20 protein-coding genes and 2 pseudogenes are annotated in these 18995 nt (G+C 58.7%); 17 read left to right on the top strand and 5 right to left on the bottom strand.

Annotation, left to right across the window (positions count from 1 at the left end; genetic code table 11):
• The first annotated feature begins 10 nt into the window (after nucleotides 1–10).
• The 13 genes and pseudogenes from rplR to bfr all read left to right on the top strand — a co-directional run bounded on the left by rplR (nucleotide 11) and on the right by bfr (nucleotide 8263).
• Nucleotides 11–361, top strand: coding sequence for a 50S ribosomal protein L18 (gene rplR, locus PSH87_RS25410; RefSeq protein ID WP_017736664.1), 351 nt, complete (start codon nucleotides 11–13; stop codon nucleotides 359–361).
• A gap of 3 nt (nucleotides 362–364) precedes the next feature.
• Nucleotides 365–865 carry a 30S ribosomal protein S5 gene (gene rpsE / locus PSH87_RS25405; protein WP_003176409.1) on the top strand — a complete coding sequence of 167 codons (501 nt, stop codon included), beginning with the start codon at nucleotides 365–367 and terminating at the stop codon, nucleotides 863–865.
• A 2-nt stretch (nucleotides 866–867) separates the two neighbouring features.
• Nucleotides 868–1044: a 50S ribosomal protein L30 gene (gene rpmD, locus PSH87_RS25400; protein ID WP_003186033.1), complete on the top strand. Its 177-nt coding sequence runs from the start codon at nucleotides 868–870 to the stop codon at nucleotides 1042–1044.
• Between the two features lie 3 nt (nucleotides 1045–1047).
• Complete coding sequence (gene rplO, locus PSH87_RS25395; RefSeq protein ID WP_003176407.1) at nucleotides 1048–1485, top strand: 50S ribosomal protein L15; 438 nt, start codon at nucleotides 1048–1050, stop codon at nucleotides 1483–1485.
• A pseudogene (secY, locus tag PSH87_RS25390) lies at nucleotides 1486–2815 on the top strand (preprotein translocase subunit SecY).
• A 27-nt stretch (nucleotides 2816–2842) separates the two neighbouring features.
• Nucleotides 2843–2959, top strand: a complete 117-nt coding sequence (rpmJ, locus tag PSH87_RS25385; protein ID WP_002555468.1) for a 50S ribosomal protein L36 — start codon at nucleotides 2843–2845, stop codon at nucleotides 2957–2959.
• 129 nt (nucleotides 2960–3088) lie between these two features.
• Nucleotides 3089–3445, top strand: a complete 357-nt coding sequence (rpsM, locus tag PSH87_RS25380; protein WP_003194635.1) for a 30S ribosomal protein S13 — start codon at nucleotides 3089–3091, stop codon at nucleotides 3443–3445.
• A 30-nt stretch (nucleotides 3446–3475) separates the two neighbouring features.
• Nucleotides 3476–3865, top strand: a complete 390-nt coding sequence (gene rpsK / locus PSH87_RS25375) for a 30S ribosomal protein S11 (protein ID WP_002555466.1) — start codon at nucleotides 3476–3478, stop codon at nucleotides 3863–3865.
• An 18-nt stretch (nucleotides 3866–3883) separates the two neighbouring features.
• Nucleotides 3884–4504, top strand: a complete 621-nt coding sequence (gene rpsD / locus PSH87_RS25370; protein WP_003210056.1) for a 30S ribosomal protein S4 — start codon at nucleotides 3884–3886, stop codon at nucleotides 4502–4504.
• A 22-nt stretch (nucleotides 4505–4526) separates the two neighbouring features.
• Complete coding sequence (gene rpoA / locus PSH87_RS25365) at nucleotides 4527–5528, top strand: DNA-directed RNA polymerase subunit alpha (protein ID WP_003176403.1); 1002 nt, start codon at nucleotides 4527–4529, stop codon at nucleotides 5526–5528.
• Nucleotides 5529–5569: 41 nt separating this feature from the next.
• Entirely contained in the window at nucleotides 5570–5956 is a 387-nt protein-coding gene (rplQ, locus tag PSH87_RS25360; protein WP_003176402.1) for a 50S ribosomal protein L17, read from the top strand.
• 238 nt (nucleotides 5957–6194) lie between these two features.
• Nucleotides 6195–7643 (top strand): catalase, encoded by a 1449-nt coding sequence (locus tag PSH87_RS25355; RefSeq protein WP_305431545.1) that lies wholly within the window; start codon nucleotides 6195–6197, stop codon nucleotides 7641–7643.
• Nucleotides 7644–7798: 155 nt separating this feature from the next.
• Nucleotides 7799–8263 carry a bacterioferritin gene (gene bfr / locus PSH87_RS25350; protein ID WP_305431544.1) on the top strand — a complete coding sequence of 155 codons (465 nt, stop codon included), beginning with the start codon at nucleotides 7799–7801 and terminating at the stop codon, nucleotides 8261–8263.
• A 66-nt stretch (nucleotides 8264–8329) separates the two neighbouring features.
• On the opposite strand, the gene uvrA is transcribed toward bfr, so the two are convergent.
• Complete coding sequence (gene uvrA / locus PSH87_RS25345; protein ID WP_305431543.1) at nucleotides 8330–11164, bottom strand: excinuclease ABC subunit UvrA; 2835 nt, start codon at nucleotides 11162–11164, stop codon at nucleotides 8330–8332.
• Between the two features lie 178 nt (nucleotides 11165–11342).
• Between uvrA and PSH87_RS25340 the strand changes: the two genes are divergently transcribed.
• The 3 genes from PSH87_RS25340 (at nucleotide 11343) to tam (ending at nucleotide 14162) form a co-directional block, all read left to right on the top strand.
• The gene (locus PSH87_RS25340) at nucleotides 11343–12737 is read left to right on the top strand and encodes an MFS transporter (RefSeq protein WP_305431542.1); all 1395 of its coding nucleotides are present in this window, start codon (nucleotides 11343–11345) and stop codon (nucleotides 12735–12737) included.
• A 9-nt stretch (nucleotides 12738–12746) separates the two neighbouring features.
• On the top strand, nucleotides 12747–13262 hold the full coding sequence (locus PSH87_RS25335) for a single-stranded DNA-binding protein (RefSeq protein WP_003232445.1): 516 nt from the start codon (nucleotides 12747–12749) through the stop codon (nucleotides 13260–13262).
• Nucleotides 13263–13400: 138 nt separating this feature from the next.
• Nucleotides 13401–14162: a trans-aconitate 2-methyltransferase gene (gene tam / locus PSH87_RS25330; RefSeq protein ID WP_305431541.1), complete on the top strand. Its 762-nt coding sequence runs from the start codon at nucleotides 13401–13403 to the stop codon at nucleotides 14160–14162.
• 21 nt (nucleotides 14163–14183) lie between these two features.
• On the opposite strand, the gene PSH87_RS25325 is transcribed toward tam, so the two are convergent.
• Nucleotides 14184–14747 (bottom strand): cysteine hydrolase family protein, encoded by a 564-nt coding sequence (locus PSH87_RS25325; protein WP_305431540.1) that lies wholly within the window; start codon nucleotides 14745–14747, stop codon nucleotides 14184–14186.
• Between the two features lie 96 nt (nucleotides 14748–14843).
• Here PSH87_RS25325 and PSH87_RS25320 point away from each other — a divergent pair, with 96 nt between their 5' ends.
• Nucleotides 14844–15803 (top strand): GlxA family transcriptional regulator, encoded by a 960-nt coding sequence (locus tag PSH87_RS25320; RefSeq protein WP_305431539.1) that lies wholly within the window; start codon nucleotides 14844–14846, stop codon nucleotides 15801–15803.
• A gap of 113 nt (nucleotides 15804–15916) precedes the next feature.
• Here the strand turns inward: PSH87_RS25320 and PSH87_RS25315 are convergent, their stop codons facing one another.
• The 3 genes and pseudogenes from PSH87_RS25315 to PSH87_RS25305 form a co-directional block, all read right to left on the bottom strand.
• A complete protein-coding gene (locus PSH87_RS25315; protein ID WP_305431538.1) occupies nucleotides 15917–16864 on the bottom strand; it encodes a lysylphosphatidylglycerol synthase domain-containing protein in 948 nt (315 codons plus the stop codon).
• Nucleotides 16854–18119 (bottom strand): annotated as a pseudogene (clsB, locus tag PSH87_RS25310) (cardiolipin synthase ClsB). The gene PSH87_RS25315 and the pseudogene clsB overlap by 11 nt, the downstream one beginning before the upstream one ends.
• Complete coding sequence (locus PSH87_RS25305; protein ID WP_305431537.1) at nucleotides 18116–18895, bottom strand: endonuclease/exonuclease/phosphatase family protein; 780 nt, start codon at nucleotides 18893–18895, stop codon at nucleotides 18116–18118. Before PSH87_RS25305 ends, clsB begins: the two are co-directional and overlap by 4 nt.
• Nucleotides 18896–18995: the final 100 nt, after the last annotated feature.

Below are 18995 nucleotides of genomic sequence, written 5' to 3'. Positions count from 1 at the left end.
GGCATAGCAAATGACCGACAAAAAAGTTACTCGACTGCGTCGCGCTCGCAAAGCACGCCTGAAAATGCACGAACTCGAAGTCGTGCGTCTCTGCGTGTTCCGCTCGTCGCAGCACATCTACGCCCAGGTCATCTCGGCCGACGGCAACAAAGTCCTGGCAAGCGCCTCGACTTTGGATAAAGAACTGCGTGATGGTGCCACTGGCAACATCGACGCGGCCACTAAGGTTGGCCAGCTGGTCGCTACGCGTGCTAAGGCCGCTGGCGTCTCGCAAGTGGCTTTCGACCGCTCTGGCTTCAAGTACCACGGTCGCGTGAAAGCGCTGGCTGATGGCGCTCGTGAAGCTGGGCTGGAGTTCTAAGTTATGTCAAATAACGACCAAAAGCGCGACGAAGGCTACATTGAGAAGCTGGTTCAAGTTAACCGCGTAGCCAAAACCGTTAAAGGCGGCCGTATCTTCACTTTCACCGCGTTGACCGTGGTTGGTGATGGTAAAGGGCGTGTTGGCTTCGGCCGTGGCAAGTCGCGTGAAGTGCCTGCTGCGATCCAGAAGGCAATGGAAGCTGCTCGCCGCAACATGATCCAAGTTGACCTGAACGGCACCACTCTGCAGTACGCAATGAAGTCCGCCCATGGCGCTTCGAAGGTGTACATGCAGCCTGCTTCTGAAGGTACCGGTATCATCGCTGGCGGCGCTATGCGTGCTGTCCTCGAAGTTGCTGGCGTCCAGAACGTTCTGGCCAAGTGCTACGGCTCGACTAACCCGGTAAACGTGGTTCACGCCACTTTCAAAGGTTTGAAAGCTATGCAATCTCCTGAGTCCATCGCTGCGAAGCGTGGTCTGACTGTCAAGGAGATCTTCTGATCATGGCTACCGTTAAAGTAACGCTGATCAAGAGCATGACCGGCCGCATCCCTAACCACAAACTGTGCGTTAAGGGTCTGGGTCTGCGTCGCATCGGTCACACTGTAGAAGTACTTGATACTCCCGAGAATCGCGGGATGATCAACAAGGCTTACTACATGCTGCGTGTAGAGGGTTAATCGATGAAACTCAATGATCTGAGTCCAGCGCCGGGTTCCCGTCGCGAAAAGCATCGTCCGGGCCGTGGTATCGGTAGCGGTTTGGGTAAGACTGGTGGCCGTGGCCACAAAGGTCAAACCTCCCGTTCCGGTGGCACCATCGCTCCAGGCTTTGAAGGCGGTCAACAGCCGCTGCATCGTCGCCTGCCTAAGTTCGGTTTCGTATCCCTGAAAGCCATGGACCGCGCAGAAGTGCGTCTGTCCGAGCTGGCCAAAGTGGAAGGCGACATCGTTACTGTGCAGACCCTGAAAGATGCCAACGTGATCAACGTCAACGTACAGCGTGTGAAAATCATGCTGTCCGGTGAAGTGACTCGCGCTGTCACTATCGGCAAGGGAATCGGCGCCACCAAAGGTGCGCGTTCGGCTATCGAAGCAGCTGGCGGCAAGTTCGAGGAATAAATGGCTAAGCAAGGTGCTCTCTCAGCGCTCGGCAAAGGCGGTATGTCTGAACTTTGGGCTCGTCTGCGTTTTCTGTTCCTGGCGATTATCGTCTACCGAATAGGCGCACACATCCCGGTTCCAGGTATCAACCCGGACCGACTCGCAGACCTGTTTCGACAGAATGAGGGGACCATTCTTAGCTTGTTCAACATGTTTTTCCGGCGGCGCGCTGGAACGGATGAGCATCTTTGCACTGGGGATCATGCCGTACATTTCGGCATCGATCATCATGCAACTGATGACCGCCGTCAGCCCGCAGCTGGAGCAGTTGAAGAAGGAAGGTGAAGCTGGCCGTCGCAAGATTAGCCAGTACACCCGCTACGGCACTGTAGCCCTCGCCCTGGTCCAGGCTATCGGCATGTCCGTTGGTCTGGCTGGGCAGGGTGTTGCGTTCACTGGTGACTTTGGCTTCCATTTCGTCGCGGTATCCACGTTTGTGGCTGGTGCGATGTTCATGATGTGGCTGGGTGAGCAGATTACTGAGCGTGGTGTTGGTAACGGTATCTCGATGTTGATTTTCGCAGGTATCGTCGCCGGTCTTCCGAGAGCAATTGGGCAGTCTTTCGAGTCTGCACGTCAGGGTGATATCAATATCTTCGCCCTGGTTGCCATCGGTTTGCTGGCAGTAGCGATTATCGGTTTTGTGGTGTTCATTGAGCGTGGCCAGCGTCGTATTGCTGTTCACTACGCCAAGCGTCAGCAGGGCCGTAAGGTCTTCGCTGCGCAGACCAGCCACTTGCCGCTGAAAGTGAATATGGCCGGTGTTATTCCGGCAATTTTCGCGAGCAGCATTTTGCTGTTTCCGGCTTCGTTGGGTACCTGGTTTGGTCAGTCTGAAAATATGGGCTGGCTGCAGGACCTCTCTCAGTCGATCGCTCCTGGTCAGCCGTTGAATATTCTGCTGTTTAGTGCAGGGATTATTTTCTTCTGCTTCTTCTATACGGCGTTGATGTTCAATCCGAAAGACGTAGCGGAAAACCTGAAGAAGTCCGGTGCCTTTATTCCGGGCATCCGTCCAGGTGAGCAGTCGGCACGCTACATTGATGGCGTTCTGACTCGTTTGACCCTGTTCGGTGCTCTATATATGACGGCCGTGTGCTTGTTGCCCCAGTTCCTGGTGGTTGCAGCAAACGTTCCGTTCTACCTTGGCGGGACCTCGTTGCTGATCGTCGTCGTGGTTGTGATGGACTTCATGTCCCAAGTACAATCGCACCTCGTTTCGCACCAGTACGAATCCCTGATGAAGAAAGCCAACCTGAAGGGCTACGGCAGCGGCATGTTGCGCTGAGTACCCATAAGGTTCGAGGAGTTGGTGATGAAAGTTCGTGCATCGGTGAAAAAGCTGTGCCGTAACTGCAAGATTATTCGCCGCGAAGGTGTTGTTCGAGTAATTTGCAGCGCGGAACCGCGTCACAAACAGCGCCAAGGCTGAGTGTGATCCGCTTGAAGCCCGGCAGCTAGTGCGCTGCCGGGTTGATTATTTGTTATTACAGCGATATTATCTCGCGCCCTATTTCTTGGCTTCCGGGGCGTAGGTAGCTGTCAATTGGAGTCCCACTGAATGGCCCGTATTGCAGGCGTTAACATTCCAGATAACAAGCACACTGTTATCTCGCTGACCTACATCTATGGTGTTGGTCGCACAACTGCGCAGAAGATTTGCGCGGTCGCTGGGGTAAACCCAGCCGCTAAGATCAAGGATCTGAGCGACGAGCAGATTGAACAGCTGCGTGGCGAAGTGGCGAAGTTCACCACTGAAGGTGACCTGCGTCGCGAAATCAACATGAAAATCAAGCGTTTGATGGACCTCGGTTGCTATCGCGGTCTGCGTCATCGTCGTGGTCTTCCAGTACGCGGTCAGCGTACCAAGACTAACGCGCGTACCCGTAAAGGTCCGCGTAAGCCGATCCGCAAGTAATCGCCCCAGCGAATCGACAGGAAAATTATCATGGCAAAACCTGCTGCTCGTCCTCGTAAAAAAGTTAAAAAGACAGTGGTTGATGGCATCGCCCACATCCATGCTTCTTTTAACAACACAATCGTGACCATCACCGACCGTCAAGGTAACGCGCTGTCTTGGGCTACCTCTGGTGGTTCGGGTTTCCGCGGTTCCCGCAAGTCCACCCCGTTTGCTGCTCAAGTAGCTGCTGAACGTGCTGGTCAAGCTGCGCTGGAATACGGCCTGAAAAACCTCGACGTTAACGTCAAAGGTCCAGGTCCAGGTCGTGAGTCTGCTGTCCGTGCGTTGAACGGCTGTGGCTATAAGATCGCCAGCATCACCGACGTGACGCCAATCCCGCACAACGGGTGCCGTCCGCCGAAGAAGCGCCGCGTGTAATCCAGGAGATTGTAAAGAATGGCTCGTTACATTGGTCCAAAATGCAAACTCGCTCGTCGCGAAGGCACCGATCTCTTCCTGAAGAGCGGCGTGCGCGCGATCGAATCGAAGTGCAACATTGAAGCAGCACCTGGTATCCACGGCCAACGCCGCGGTCGCCAGTCCGACTACGGCACCCAACTGCGTGAAAAGCAGAAGGTCCGTCGTATCTACGGCGTTCTCGAGCGTCAGTTCAGCGGCTACTACAAAGAAGCTGCTGGCAAGAAAGGTGCAACCGGTGAAAACCTGCTGCAACTGCTCGAATGCCGTCTGGACAACGTTGTATACCGTATGGGCTTTGGTTCGACTCGTGCCGAATCCCGTCAGCTGGTATCGCACAAATCCGTCAGCGTAAACGGCCAAACCGTTAACGTCCCGTCCTACCAGGTTCGTGCTGGTGACGTGGTCGCGATTCGCGAGAAAGCAAAAAACCAACTTCGCATTGTCCAAGCTCTCGATCTGTGTGCCCAACGTGGCCGCGTAGAATGGGTAGAAGTAGACACTGAGAAGAAGTCGGGCGTTTTCAAGAACGTTCCTGCTCGCAGTGATCTGTCCGCCGACATCAACGAAAGCCTGATTGTCGAGCTCTACTCCAAGTAAGGGCTAGAAAATAGGTGCATCCATGCAGATTTCGGTAAATGAGTTCCTGACACCCCGCCACATTGATGTGCAGGTTGTCAGTCCAACCCGCGCCAAGATCACTCTCGAGCCTCTCGAGCGTGGTTTTGGCCACACCCTGGGCAACGCGCTGCGCCGCATCCTGTTGTCCTCAATGCCCGGCTGTGCAGTAGTCGAGGCCGAGATTGACGGTGTGCTCCACGAGTACAGCGCCATCGAAGGTGTACAGGAAGACGTAATTGAAATCCTGTTGAACCTTAAAGGTCTGGCTATCAAGCTGCACGGCCGTGACGAAGTTACGCTGACCTTGTCGAAGAAGGGTTCGGGGGTGGTTACCGCTGCCGATATTCAGCTGGATCATGATGTCGAGATCGTTAATCCCGATCACGTAATCGCTAACCTGGCGTCTAACGGCGCCCTGAACATGAAGCTCACCGTAGCTCGTGGTCGTGGTTATGAACCGGCCGACTCGCGTCAGAGCGATGAAGACGAAAGCCGCAGCATTGGTCGCTTGCAGCTTGACTCTTCGTTCAGCCCGGTTCGCCGTATCGCATACGTGGTGGAAAACGCCCGTGTCGAACAGCGTACTAACCTGGACAAGCTGGTTATTGATCTGGAAACCAACGGTACTCTGGATCCTGAAGAGGCTATCCGCCGCGCTGCAACCATTCTGCAACAGCAGTTGGCTGCGTTCGTCGACCTCAAGGGTGACAGCGAACCAGTGGTAATCGAGCAGGAAGACGAGATCGATCCGATCCTGCTTCGCCCGGTTGACGATCTGGAACTGACTGTACGTTCGGCTAACTGCCTTAAGGCGGAAAACATTTACTACATCGGCGACCTGATTCAGCGTACCGAAGTAGAACTGTTGAAGACTCCGAACCTGGGCAAGAAATCCTTGACTGAAATCAAGGACGTTCTGGCCTCCCGCGGTCTGTCCCTCGGCATGCGCCTCGACAACTGGCCGCCTGCAAGTCTTAAGAAGGACGACAAGGCGACTGCCTGATCGTCGTAATCACCGAACGTGAGTTTGGTAAGGAATGAACCATGCGTCATCGTAAAAGTGGTCGTCACCTGAGCCGTACCAGCTCGCACCGCAAGGCCATGTTTCAAAACATGGCGGTGTCGCTGTTCGAGCACGAGCTGATCAAAACTACACTGCCGAAAGCTAAAGAACTGCGTCGCGTTGCTGAGCCGCTGATCACTTTGGCCAAGACAGACAGCCTGGCTAACCGCCGTCTGGCTTTCGACCGTACTCGTTCGAAAGCTATCGTTGGTAAGCTCTTCAACGACCTGGGCAAGCGTTACGCTACCCGTGAGGGTGGCTACCTGCGCATCCTCAAGTGCGGTTTCCGCGCTGGCGACAACGCGCCTATGGCGTACGTCGAGTTGGTTGATCGTGCTACTGCTGGCGAAGCTGTAAGCGCCGAGTAAGACGTCAAGCTGTAACGAAGAACCGGGCCTAGTGCCCGGTTTTTTGTGCGCGTAATAAAAGCGCGATTTGTACAAGCTTCCCCAGGTAGGGCTCGGCACTATGGCTGTTGGCGTTGTTGGTAGTAATTTTCTATTGATGTCCGCAATTTAATGAATTTGTGGGTGTCATGTTGATGATCAATACTCTCCACCAAGCCGATTAGCCGGCAGTTCCAAGTCCGACCTGAGGAATACGCACATGAGCCAGAATAAAATCCTTACGACCGCCAGCGGTGCTCCCGTTGCGGACAACCAGAATTCCCGTTCCGCTGGCCCGCGCGGCCCGTTGCTACTCGACGATTTTCACCTGATCGAGAAGCTCGCTCACTTCAACCGTGAAAACATTCCTGAGCGCCGTGTACACGCCAAGGGGTCGGGTGCTTACGGTACGTTCACTGTTACTAAAGACATCACGCAGTACACAAGCGCCAAGTTGTTCGAGTCTGTTGGTAAACAAACGCCAACTTTCCTGCGCTTCTCCACTGTAGGCGGCGAGCGCGGTTCGGCGGATACCGAGCGTGATCCACGTGGCTTTGCTCTGAAGTTCTACACCGAAGAAGGCAACTGGGACATCGTGGGTAACAATACCCCTGTGTTCTTCATTCGCGACCCGCTCAAGTTTCCAGACTTCATCCACACTCAAAAGCGCCTGCCGCAAAGCAACCTCAAAAGCGCGCAAATGATGTGGGACTTCTGGTCGCACTCTCCAGAAGCGTTGCACCAGGTCACCATCCTGTTTTCGGACCGTGGCATCCCAGACGGCTACCGTCACATGCACGGCTTCGGCAGCCATACTTACAGCCTGATCAACGCCCAAGGCGAGCGTCACTGGGTTAAGTGGCACTACAAAACCAAGCAGGGCATCAAGAATCTGGCGCCGGCTGAAGCGGCGCGCTTGGCGGGTACTGATCCCGATTACGCCCAGCGCGATCTGTTCGGTGCAATCGAGCGCGGTGATTTCCCGAAATGGCGCGTCTGCATCCAGATCATGACTGAAGCCCAGGCGAATGCTCACTACGAGAACCCCTTTGATGTGACCAAAACCTGGTCGCAGAAGGAATTCCCGTTGATCGAAGTGGGTGAGTTGGAACTCAACCGCAACCCACAGAACTACTTTGCAGAAGTCGAGCAAGCGGCGTTCGGTCCAAGCAATATGGTTCCAGGCGTAGGCCTGTCGCCAGACCCCATGCTTCAAGGTCGCGTTTTCGCCTATGCCGATGCCCACCGCTACCGTGTTGGCACCAACCACCAGCAACTGCCGGTGAATGCCCCTCTAAGCCCGGTGAACAGCTACCAGCGTGACGGTTCGATGGCATTCGGCCCTAACGGTGGTGCCGCTCCTAACTACGAGCCCAACAGCTACGCCGATGCGCCTAAGCAAGCGCCTCAGTACGCCGAGCCTGCGCTGGCGCTGAGCGGTGCTGCCGATCGTTACGATCACCGCGAGGACACTGACTACTACAGCCACGCAGGGGCGCTGTTCCGCCTGATGAGCGATGAGCAAAAAGCGTTGCTCACCAGCAACATCGCCGGTGCGATGGCGGGTGTGTCGAGTGATGTGGTTCAGCGTCAACTGGCGCATTTTTACAAGGCCGATCCGGCGTACGGAGAAGCAATCGCAAAGGCACTGGGTGTATCGCTTAACTGACTCTAAACGATAAGCAGAACCGCCCTCATTTGGGCGGTTTTTGCGTTAATTCAGCTACTTTTCTCGGAAATTCTTCACTTTTCTGCCGTTGATCCCGTGACCTCCGAGTCAGCATGGTTCAAACTACAGACTTTCAAGCAGGGAGATGTAGGGCGATGCAAGGTCACCCCGACGTAATCGATTACCTCAACACGTTGCTGACGGGCGAACTGGCAGCTCGTGACCAATATTTCATCCACTCGCGTATGTACGAAGACTGGGGCTTTACCGAGCTCTACGAACGTATCAACCATGAAATGGAAGAAGAGGCACAGCACGCCGACGCACTGATGCGCCGCATCCTGATGCTCGAAGGCACGCCGCGCATGCGTCCCGACGATCTGGACACCGGTACCACGGTGCCTGAGATGCTCGCCAGTGACTTGCGCCTGGAGTACAAGGTACGTGCCGCACTCTGCAAGGGCATTGAGCTCTGCGAGAAGCACAACGACTATGTCACCCGTGAAATCCTGCGTGTGCAGTTGAACGACACCGAAGGAGATCACACCTACTGGCTGGAAAAGCAGTTGGGCCTGATCAAGCTGGTCGGCCTGGAGAATTACCTGCAATCGCAGTTCTGATCCCCGGCTACAAAAAAGCTCCTGTCGCCTTAACGGTGACAGGGGCTTTTTGTTGGGCCCGATAAATCAGGCCCGGTCGCGCGCCAACCACGGTTTGAGGTAGTAACCAGTGTGCGACTGCGGCATCTCGGAGACTTCCTCCGGTGTGCCCACCGCGATGATCTGGCCACCTTTGGAGCCACCTTCCGGCCCGAGGTCCACCAGCCAGTCAGCAGTCTTGATGACATCCAGATTGTGTTCGATCACCACCACGGTGTTGCCGTGGTCGCGCAAGCGATGCAGCACGTCGAGCAATTGCTGGATATCCGCGAAGTGCAAACCGGTGGTCGGCTCATCCAGGATATACAAGGTCTTGCCGGTATCACGCTTGGACAGCTCGCGCGACAGCTTCACCCGCTGCGCCTCGCCGCCGGACAGCGTGGTCGCCGATTGGCCCAATTTGATATACGACAGGCCCACATCCATCAACGTCTGCAGCTTGCGCGCCAACGCCGGAACCGCGTCGAAGAACACCCGAGCTTCCTCGATGGTCATCTCCAGGGTTTCGTGGATGCTTTTGCCCTTGTACTTGATCTCTAGGGTTTCGCGGTTGTAGCGCTTGCTCTTGCACACATCGCAAGGCACGTAGATGTCCGGCAGGAAGTGCATCTCCACCTTGATCAGGCCATCGCCCTGGCACGCTTCGCAGCGCCCGCCCTTGACGTTGAACGAAAACCGGCCAGGCCCGTAGCCCCGCGAGCGGGATTCCGGGACACCTGCAAACAACTCGCGAATCGGTGTGAACAACCCGGTGTAGGTCGCAGGGTTCGAACGAGGCGTGCGGCCAATGGGGCTCTGGTCGATATCGACCACTTTGTCCAGGAGCTCCAGGCCCTTGATGCTGTCATGCGCTGCCGCTTCCAGAGTGGTCGCGCCGTTCAAGGCGGTGGCACTCAACGGGAACAGGGTGTTGTTGATCAGCGTCGATTTACCTGAGCCGGAAACACCCGTCACGCAGGTTAAGAGTCCCAGGGGAATCTCCAGGTCCACATTACGCAAGTTGTTGCCACGCGCGCCCTTGAGGTGCAGTGCCTGCTTCTTGTTGCGCGGTGTGCGTTTGGCCGGCACTTCAATTTTCACGCGGCCAGACAGGTACTTACCGGTCAGCGAGTCAGGGTGCGCCATGACTTCGGCCGGCGTGCCCTCGGCGACAATGTGCCCACCATGAACACCCGCGCCCGGGCCGATATCGACGACATAATCCGCCAGGCGAATTGCATCTTCGTCGTGCTCGACCACGATCACGGTGTTGCCGATATCCCGCAGGTGTTTCAGCGTGCCCAGCAGGCGATCGTTGTCCCGTTGGTGCAAACCGATCGACGGTTCGTCGAGGATGTACAGCACCCCCACAAGACCCGCGCCAATCTGGCTGGCCAGGCGAATCCGCTGGGCTTCACCGCCGGACAGTGTATCGGCGCTGCGATCCAGCGACAGGTAGTCCAGGCCCACGTTGACCAGGAACTGCAAGCGCTCGCGAATTTCCTTGAGGATCTTGTCGGCAATCTCGCCGCGACGGCCGGTCAGCTTGAGTACACCAAAGTACTCACAGGCGTCGCCGATAGGCAGGTTGGTCACCGCCGGCAACGTCTTCTCACCCACCCACACGTGCCGCGCTTCACGACGCAGGCGCGTGCCGCGGCAATCCGGGCAGGGTTGGGTACTGAGGAATTTCGCCAGCTCTTCACGCACGCTGGCCGATTCGGTCTCGCGGTAGCGGCGCTCCAGGTTTGGCACGATGCCTTCGAACGGGTGCGAGCGTTTAACGATGTCGCCGCGGTCGTTCAGGTATTTGAAGTCGACATTCTGCGAGCCGCTGCCATGGAGGATGACTTTCTGCTGGTCCGCCGGCAGTTGGTTGAACGGCACTTCCAGGCTGAATTTGTAGTGGGATGCCAACGACCCCAGCATCTGGAAGTAATAGACGTTACGCCTGTCCCAACCACGTATCGCACCTTCGGCCAAGGTCAGCTCGCCATTGACCAGGCGCTTGATGTCGAAGAACTGCTTCACGCCGAGGCCATCGCACGTCGGGCAGGCGCCGGCGGGGTTGTTGAAGGAGAACAGCTTGGGTTCCAGCTCGCTGATGGCATGGCCGCAGATTGGGCAGGCAAAGCGCGCGGAAAAGATGATTTCCTCACCCGGCTCGTCGTCCATCGGCGCCACCAGGGCAATGCCATCTGCCAGCTTCAAGGCCGTCTCGAACGATTCCGCCAGGCGCTGCTGCAGGTCAGCCCGCACCTTGAAGCGATCCACCACCACATCGATGGAGTGCTTCTTCTGCTTGTCGAGCTTCGGCGCTTCGTCCAGCTCATAGAGCTTGCCGTTGATCCGTGCACGTACAAAACCTTGTGCACGAAGCTCTTCGAAGACGGAAAGGTGTTCGCCCTTGCGCTCGCGAATCACCGGTGCCAGCAGCATCAGCTTGGCGCCTTCCGGCTGGGCCAGCACCAGGTCAACCATCTGGCTGACGGTCTGGGCTTCCAGGGGAATGTCGTGGTCGGGGCAACGCGGAATACCTACGCGCGCGTATAGAAGACGCAGGTAGTCGTAGATTTCGGTGATGGTGCCCACGGTGGAGCGCGGGTTGTGGGAGGTCGATTTCTGCTCGATGGAGATCGCCGGCGACAGGCCTTCAATGGTGTCGACGTCGGGCTTTTCCATCATCGACAGGAACTGCCGGGCATAGGCCGACAGCGATTCCACATAGCGCCGCTGGCCTTCGGCGTACAGCGTATCGAACGCCAGGGACGATTTGCCGGACCCCGACAAACCGGTGATGACGATCAGTTTGTCCCGGGGCAGGGTCAGGTCGATGTTCTTCAGGTTGTGGGTTCTAGCCCCACGAATCAGGATCTTGTCCAAGATGGCCTCGCACGGCGGGCGTAAATAATGCCGGAGTATACGGCTAAAGACTGGATGAATATACACTGTCAAAGTGCCGTGTGCAGCCTTACATGAAAGCTGCGCGGCAAACCGCCGCATATACCCTCTCAATCGATGGGACTGGTAGAATCGCCGCCGGTTCACACGAGGTTTTTCCATGCACGATCCCCACAGCGAACGCATGAGTAGCGGCGAGACCCGAGCGGCAAGCGGTCTGGCCCTGGTGTTCGCGTTCCGTATGCTTGGCATGTTCATGGTGTTGCCGGTACTGGCGACCTACGGGATGGACCTCGCAGGCGCGACCCCCGCCCTGATCGGTCTGGCGATTGGCGCCTATGGCCTGACCCAGGCGATATTCCAGATTCCATTCGGGATCATTTCCGACCGCATTGGCCGCCGCCCGGTGATTTACCTGGGGCTGATCGTGTTCGCCCTCGGCAGTGTGCTCGCGGCCCGGTCGGATTCGATCTGGGGCGTGATTGCCGGCCGTGTCCTACAGGGCGCCGGGGCGATTTCTGCCGCCGTCATGGCACTGCTGTCGGACTTGACCCGCGAACAACACCGCACCAAGGCCATGGCCATGATCGGCATGACCATCGGCCTGTCGTTTGCCGTGGCCATGGTGGTCGGTCCCTTGCTCACAAGTGCGTTCGGCCTGCACGGCCTGTTCCTCGCCACCGGCGGCATGGCGCTGTTCGGTATCGTGATCGTGGCCTTCATGGTGCCGCGCTCCACCGGCACGCTGCAGCACCGCGAATCGGGCGTTGCGCGCAAGGCGTTGCTGCCGACGCTCAAGCACCCCGACCTGCTGCGCCTGGATTTAGGTATCTTCGTATTACACGCCATGCTGATGTGCAGCTTCGTCGCCTTGCCCCTGGCGCTGGTGGAAAAAGCCGGCCTGCCCAAGGAGCAGCACTGGTGGGTCTACCTCACGGCACTGCTGATTTCGTTCTTCGCCATGATCCCGTTCATCATCTATGGCGAGAAGAAACGCAAAATGAAACAAGTGCTCCTCGGCGCCGTCGCGACGCTGATGCTCACTGAGCTATTCTTCTGGCAGTTCGGCGACAGTCTGCGCGCACTGGTAGTCGGCACGGTGGTATTTTTCACCGCGTTCAACCTGCTGGAAGCTTCGTTGCCTTCGCTGATCAGTAAAGTTTCACCGGCCGGAGGCAAGGGCACGGCGATGGGGGTGTATTCCACCAGCCAGTTCCTCGGCTCTGCACTGGGCGGCATCATGGGCGGCTGGATGTTCCAGCATGGCGGTTTGTCGGTTGTGTTCCTCGGATGCGCCGGGCTGGCTGCACTTTGGCTAGCCTTTGCTGTTACCATGCGCGAACCTCCATACGTCACAAGCCTGCGCCTGCCGTTGTCGCCCGAAGCAATTCGTGAAGCCGGCCTGGTAGAGCGCCTAAAGGCCGTTGTTGGGGTAACAGATGCGGTAGTGATCGCCGAAGAAGCCGCCATCTACATCAAATTGGACACCGAATTATTGGATCGCGCGACGCTTGAGCAACTGGTCAACCCAATGCCGACAGCGCGCCCAGCCTAGGAGAACGTTATGGCCCGTGGGGTTAACAAAGTCATATTGGTCGGTACATGCGGCCAGGATCCCGAAGTTCGCTACTTGCCTAACGGTAACGCCGTGACCAACCTGAGTCTGGCGACCAGCGAACAGTGGACCGACAAGCAAACCGGCCAGAAGGTCGAGAAAACCGAATGGCACCGTGTGTCGATGTTCGGCAAGGTGGCAGAGATCGCCGGTGAATACCTGCGCAAAGGTTCGCAGGTCTACATCGAAGGCAAGCTGCAAACCCGCGAGTGGGAAAAAGACGGTATCAAGCGTTACACCACCGAAATCGTGGTCGACATGCAAGGCACCATGCAACTGCTGGGCGGCCGTCCACAGGGCGACCAACAGGGCCAGGGCGGCATGTCCAACTCGGCTCCGCGTCCACAGCAGTCGCGTCCGCAGCCAAGCCAGCAGCCTCAGCGTGAGTCGCGTCCAGCGCCACAGCAGGCCGCTCCGCAACCGGCCCCGGATTTCGACAGCTTTGATGACGATATCCCGTTCTAAGGTCCAAGACCCAGAACACACAAAACCCCCGATAGCCCAGGCTTCGGGGGTTTTTTATTGCCCGATCATCCGGGCATTTGTTCTCAGAGCCCACAGGATTTAGGCTGTGGCCAACCTTTAACATGAAGGAATGCTGCGATGACCTGGTCAGCCAAGCAATACACGATGTTCGAACTGCAGCGCACCCGTCCGGTCCGTGACCTGGTGGCGGCGATTCCCAATACCGACGTGCGCACCGCCGTCGACCTGGGTTGCGGCCCCGGCAACTCCACCGAAGTACTGGCCGAGCGCTTCCCGCACGCCCACGTCACCGGCATGGACAGCTCCGACGACATGCTCGCCGACGCCCGCAAACGCCTGCCGGCACTGAGTTTCGAGCTGGCGGATATTGGCGACTGGAACCCAGCGCAAGCCTTTGACGTGATCCTGGCCAACGCATCCCTGCAATGGTTACCGAATCACGCCACGCTGTACCCGCACCTGGTCAACCAACTGACACCCGGCGGCACGCTGGCGGTGCAAACCCCGGACAACCTCGACGAGCCTGCCCACCGGCTCGCCCGTGAAGTCGCTGCCGAGGGCCCATGGGCCGCCAAGATCGGCGCGGTCAAACACAATGAGCGCCACGCCGCGAGCTACTACTACGAACTGTTGAGCAAACACTGCAGCACCGTCGATGTGTGGCGTACCACTTACCTGCACCCGCTGGCAGATCACGCCGCGGTGGTGGAGTGGTTCAAGGCGTCGGCCCTGAGACCCTTCCTCGCGCCGTTGACCGATAGCGAAAAGACCGCCTTCCTACAGGAATACCAGGCGCGGATTACCCAGGCTTACCCAGCCCTGGCCGATGGCACCGTATTGCTGCCATTTCCGCGCCTGTTCATCATCGCGACTCGCTAACGTCGGCCAGGCAAGTGGCGGTCAGGCCGCCGCCGCTTGCGCCTGCAAGTATTCATCCGCCGATACCACGCCCGCATAGCCAAATGCCAATGAGGCCATGTACGCGCCATGCACCTGCGCGGCCGGAATCACCTGGCCATTGAATTCCAGCTCCCGGGTGGCGCAGGCGTCGTGAATGACCGTGACCTTGTAGCCCAAATCCGCCGCTGCCCGTACCACGGCATCGATGCACATGTGGCTCATGCTGCCGACCACCACCAGTTCGGTGATGCTGCGTTGCTCCAGCAGTGCACGCAGATGGGTTTCGCGAAACGCATTGACGAAATGCTTCAATACCACCGGCTCGTTGCCCTCGTTCAGCACCTTGGAATGCAAATGCGCGCCCTCGGAGCCCGGCGTGAAGAACGGCGCGTCCTCGGAGGTGAACTCATGGCGCACATGAATCACCGCGTCACCGGCCTGGCGAAACGCTTGCAGCACCTGCGCAGCCTTGTCCGCCGCGGCGTCCACGCCGTCGAGTGGCCACTTGCCCTGAGGGAAGTAGTCGTTCTGGATATCGATTAGGATGAGTGCTTGCTTGGCCATGGGGATTGCCTCGTGATGGGTTGATGGGCCCAGTATCTTCGCTGGCGCCTGCACCTGGGATTGGCTGCGCCGACAATAACAGGGGGAAAACTGACAATGGTCGTTGTTGAGTTGGGTGTGTTGATCTACCAGGGGGCGCAACTGGCCGCCGTGCATGGTTTGACTGACTTGTTCGGCGTGGCCAACCGGATCGCCGCCGAGCATCAATCTGCGCAATTGCCATTGCTGCGGGTCAGCCACTGGCAAGTCGACGCACAGGGCAAGCCGCTGCGCGTTTTTGACAGCCACCCTGGTCCCGATCAACCGATGATGGCCGTGCTGGTGCCGCCGTCCATCGGCGAGTTTACCGAAGAACAAACGCCGCCGGCGCTGTTGGCGTGGTTGCGCGAGCAACATGCGGCGGGCACGGTGCTGGGCGGCGTGTGTATCGGCTCGATCATGCTGGCGCGCAGCGGCCTGTTGGATGGGCGCAGCGCCACCACCCATTGGTCTTCCGCCCAATCTTTTGCCGCGCGCTATCCGGCGGTGCGCCTGGAGGCGGACAAGCCCATCGTCGATGACGGCGACCTGATCACCACGGCCGGGCTGATGGCCTGGTCCGAACTGGGCCTGCGCCTGGTGGATCGGCTGATGGGCCCGAGCATCGCCGCCGACACCGCACGTTTCCTGGTGATCGAACACAGCGACAGCGCCAGCCAGTGCGGCAGCAATTTTGCGCCAATCCTAGGGCATGGTGATGGCGCCATCCTCAAGGTTCAGCACTGGCTGCAAGCCAGCGGCGCAGTGGATGTATCTGTCGCCGCCATGGCGCAGGAGGCGGGCCTGGAAGAGCGTACCTTCCTACGGCGATTTCGCAGCGCTACCGGCTTGAAGCCCACCGAATACTGCCAGCACCTGCGTGTGGGCAAGGCGCGGCAAATGCTTGAATTCACCAACGGCACCATTGATCACATCGCCTGGACTGTGGGCTACCAAGACCCCAGCGCCTTTCGCGCCACCTTCAAGAAGATCACCGGGCTGGCGCCCAGTGATTACCGCAGTCGATTTGGTGTCTAAGAACCTGGTGTTCTCTAAGCCGTCTTCGCGAGCAAGCCCGCTCCCACATTGGAATACATTTCAACTGTGGGAGCGGGCTTGCCCGCGATTGCGGTAGACCGATCAACACAAGCTCAAGCCGGCGCCTTCTTCACCCGCAACGCCTTCGCCTTGGCCTCCACCCCGAGGTACATCACCAGCGCGATCAGCAGTGGCAAAATAAAGTAGATCGCCCGATAAGCAATCAGCCCCGCCAGCAAGCTGCCCCGCGACGCCTCATGTTGCAGCAATCCAATAAACACGGCCTCCAACACCCCAAGCCCCGCCGGGATATGGGTGATCACGCCGGCGATGGCGCTGATGAGCAACACCCCGAGTACCAACGGGTAGTCCAGCTTGGCCGGCAGCAGGGTAAAAATCACCGCCGCCATCAGCGACCAATTCAATGCGCCCAAGGCCAACTGCAAGCACGCCATGCGCACTGACGGCAGGTTGATCTCCATACCGCGAACCGACCACGCGCGCTTTTTCGAGAATTGGCAGGCGGCCAGGTAACCCAGGCTGAGCAGCACCAACACAACCCCAATGCCCTGCAACGCGCCTGTGCTGACTTTCCACCCTGGCGGCATCGTCACCAGGCCACTGCTGAAAATCACCCCGGCCAGCGCCATATAGCCAAACCAATTGGTCGCCAGGCTCAACCCCAGAATCTTGGCGATATTGGCAGTGCTCACCCCCAGCCGCGAATACAACCGATAGCGCATGGCAATGCCGCCTACCCACGCGCTGAGGTTGAGGTTGAACGCGTAGCTGATGATGCCCACCGGCAGGATCTGCTTCCAGGTCAGGTCTTGGCGAATGTAGGTGCGACCGATCAGATCAAAGCTGGCGTACACCAAAAAACTGCACAGCGTCACCGCGCCCGCGATGAGCAAGGTGCGCAGCTTGAAGTCCCCCAGGGTCTGTAGCACTTCGCTCCAGTCGATGCGCCGGGCGAGCAGGGTGAACAACACGAGCAACGCCAGGAAGAACAGCACGGTCAGCGGTTTCTTCCAACGTTTGAAGCGCGATTCAGTGGTCATGGGCCTGGCCCTCGAACGGCTTCAAGCGCGGTTTATGGGCGGGCAGCCAACCGGTCATCGCGGGGAAGTGACGCATCACATGAAACACCAGGAAACCTACGGTCAATCGCCACAACCACAAACGCGGCTTGCGGTTTTCCGGCATGGTCTGGCAGTGATCGCGGGCGCGAGTATTTCCAGGCGCGCGTAGAGCTGTTGGTTGAAGGCGCGATCGCGTATCAGCACGTTGGCTTCCAGGTTCAGCGCCAGGCTCAGCGGGTCCAGGTTACTCGAACCCACGGTGCTCCATTCGTCATCCATCCACCAACGCCACTTTGCCGTGCAGCGGGCGCTGGCAATACTCGTGGATCACCACGCCATCCTTGAGCAGGTAGTCGTAGAGCATGCGCGCGGCCAGCTTGGCCAGCAGCACATCCGGTTGGCCTTGCATGATCAACTGCACCTGTACGCCCCGGCGCGCCGCATTGCGGATTTCCCGCAGCAGGCGGTAGCCCGGGAAGAAGTAGGCGTTGGCGATCACCACACGCTTTTGTGCCTGGCCCAAGGCGTGGATATAGGCCTCTTCGATGTCATCGCGGTGTTGTACGTTGTCGCGATAAATCAAGCGCACCAAGCCCTCGCCAGCGGCAGGTCCTGCGCAAGGCCGCTGCTGGCGCCGCCGCCAACCGCGCCGGGCGCGCAGCTGACGGCCACTTTGTGCGAGGGCGAAATGATGCAGGTCGGCCACCGCCGGGCCCGTCACCTGCACCGCATAATCCTGCTTGGCTTCGGGGCCGAAATCCGCCAGATGGTCGGCGGAAAAATTGATCCCGCCGATAAACGCCACGGCGGCGTCCACCACAACGATCTTGCGATGCAGGCGACGAAACCAGTTGGTGCGAAAGCCCAGGGTTTTCGACGCCGGGTCGAACATCTGCACCGTCACCCCGGCGTCCGCCAGCTCACCGAGAAACGCCGGGCTCAGCTCGCCACAGCCAAAGCCGTCGAGGCTGACCACCACCTTCACGCCACGCTGCGCCGCGTCGATCAGGATGTGTTGCAGCTCATGCCCCACCTTGTCTTCGAACAGGATAAAGGTCTCCAGCAGGATTTCCCGCTGCGCCTCGCGCAGAGCCTCGAAGACCTTCGGGAAGTACGCCTCGCCGTTTTCCAGCAACTGCACCTGGTTATCGCTGTGCCAGCCGTAGTCCAGGTCGCGGGCCTTGGCGGCGTCCGGCGGCTGGTCGGTGGCGATGTGTTCGACGGCGACGCTCATAGCTCGATCTCCACCGACAGTGGCACGTGGTCTGACAGATGGGACCAGGGGCGGGTCGTCAACACCCGGGGGTTATGCACCTTGAGGTTACGCACGTAGATGCGGTCCAGCGGCAACAGCGGCAGGCGCGCCGGGAAGGTGCGTGCCGGTTTGCCGTGGGCCTGCATGAACACTTCGGTGAGGCCGCTCTGGCTCAAGTCGGCCTTCTGCCGCCAGTCGTTGAAATCTCCGGCCACCACCAGTGGCGCATCGGCCGGAATCTCGCGGATGCGTTGCTCCAGCAAGCGCAGTTGCTGCTGGCGATGCCCCTCGCGCAGGCCCAGGTGGATGCAGATCGCATGCACCTCCTGCCCGGTGCCCGGCAGTCGCAGTACGCAATGCAGCAGGCCCCGGTTTTCATGGCCATTCTGGGAAATATCCAGGTTGTCATAGCGCACAATCTGGAATTTCGACAGCAGCGCATTACCGTGGTCCCCGTGGGGGTAGACCGCGTTGCGCCCGTAAGCGAACTGCGGCCAGATGCTGTCGGCGAGGAATTCGTACTGCGGCATGTTCGGCCAGTCGCTGTAGCGCTGCGGGTGGCGTTCGTGGGTGCCGTGGATTTCCTGCAGGAACACCATGTCCGCGCCCACACTGCGCACGGCTTCGCGCAGCTCGGGCAGGATGAAACGCCGGTTCAGGGCGGTAAACCCCTTATGGATATTTACCGTCAGCACCGTGAAGCGGGTGATGGCAACGCTGGGGGTGACGGGCATCCAGTCGGGACTCGCAGCCATGGTCGCTCCTGAAAAAGAGTGGGGCTTTGCCCCCGTTTAAGGCTGACTCTAGGGGGCGACGGAAAGTTTCCAGCGTCCTACGGACGGCATAAACATGGCC

Origin of the sequence: Pseudomonas sp. FP453 (assembly GCF_030687495.1) — a bacterium.
Lineage (GTDB): Bacteria > Pseudomonadota > Gammaproteobacteria > Pseudomonadales > Pseudomonadaceae > Aquipseudomonas.
Note: the sequence above shows the minus strand (reverse complement) of the source record. Positions and strands in the feature narration are given on the sequence as shown.

Bases quoted from the DNA above. Each gene is read 5' to 3' on its own strand.
- PSH87_RS25305 (WP_305431537.1), bottom strand. From the start codon at position 18,895: ATGGCTGCGAGTCCCGACTGGATGCCCGTCACCCCCAGCGTTGCCATC.
- rpsM (WP_003194635.1), top strand. From the start codon at position 3,089: ATGGCCCGTATTGCAGGCGTTAACATTCCAGATAACAAGCACACTGTT.
- rpsK (WP_002555466.1), top strand. From the start codon at position 3,476: ATGGCAAAACCTGCTGCTCGTCCTCGTAAAAAAGTTAAAAAGACAGTG.
- rpmD (WP_003186033.1), top strand. From the start codon at position 868: ATGGCTACCGTTAAAGTAACGCTGATCAAGAGCATGACCGGCCGCATC.
- rplO (WP_003176407.1), top strand. From the start codon at position 1,048: ATGAAACTCAATGATCTGAGTCCAGCGCCGGGTTCCCGTCGCGAAAAG.
- rpsD (WP_003210056.1), top strand. From the start codon at position 3,884: ATGGCTCGTTACATTGGTCCAAAATGCAAACTCGCTCGTCGCGAAGGC.
- rpmJ (WP_002555468.1), top strand. From the start codon at position 2,843: ATGAAAGTTCGTGCATCGGTGAAAAAGCTGTGCCGTAACTGCAAGATT.
- rpoA (WP_003176403.1), top strand. From the start codon at position 4,527: ATGCAGATTTCGGTAAATGAGTTCCTGACACCCCGCCACATTGATGTG.
- PSH87_RS25320 (WP_305431539.1), top strand. From the start codon at position 14,844: ATGGTCGTTGTTGAGTTGGGTGTGTTGATCTACCAGGGGGCGCAACTG.
- PSH87_RS25335 (WP_003232445.1), top strand. From the start codon at position 12,747: ATGGCCCGTGGGGTTAACAAAGTCATATTGGTCGGTACATGCGGCCAG.
- PSH87_RS25315 (WP_305431538.1), bottom strand. From the start codon at position 16,864: ATGACCACTGAATCGCGCTTCAAACGTTGGAAGAAACCGCTGACCGTG.
- PSH87_RS25355 (WP_305431545.1), top strand. From the start codon at position 6,195: ATGAGCCAGAATAAAATCCTTACGACCGCCAGCGGTGCTCCCGTTGCG.
- bfr (WP_305431544.1), top strand. From the start codon at position 7,799: ATGCAAGGTCACCCCGACGTAATCGATTACCTCAACACGTTGCTGACG.
- rpsE (WP_003176409.1), top strand. From the start codon at position 365: ATGTCAAATAACGACCAAAAGCGCGACGAAGGCTACATTGAGAAGCTG.
- rplQ (WP_003176402.1), top strand. From the start codon at position 5,570: ATGCGTCATCGTAAAAGTGGTCGTCACCTGAGCCGTACCAGCTCGCAC.
- tam (WP_305431541.1), top strand. From the start codon at position 13,401: ATGACCTGGTCAGCCAAGCAATACACGATGTTCGAACTGCAGCGCACC.
- rplR (WP_017736664.1), top strand. From the start codon at position 11: ATGACCGACAAAAAAGTTACTCGACTGCGTCGCGCTCGCAAAGCACGC.
- PSH87_RS25340 (WP_305431542.1), top strand. From the start codon at position 11,343: ATGCACGATCCCCACAGCGAACGCATGAGTAGCGGCGAGACCCGAGCG.
- PSH87_RS25325 (WP_305431540.1), bottom strand. From the start codon at position 14,747: ATGGCCAAGCAAGCACTCATCCTAATCGATATCCAGAACGACTACTTC.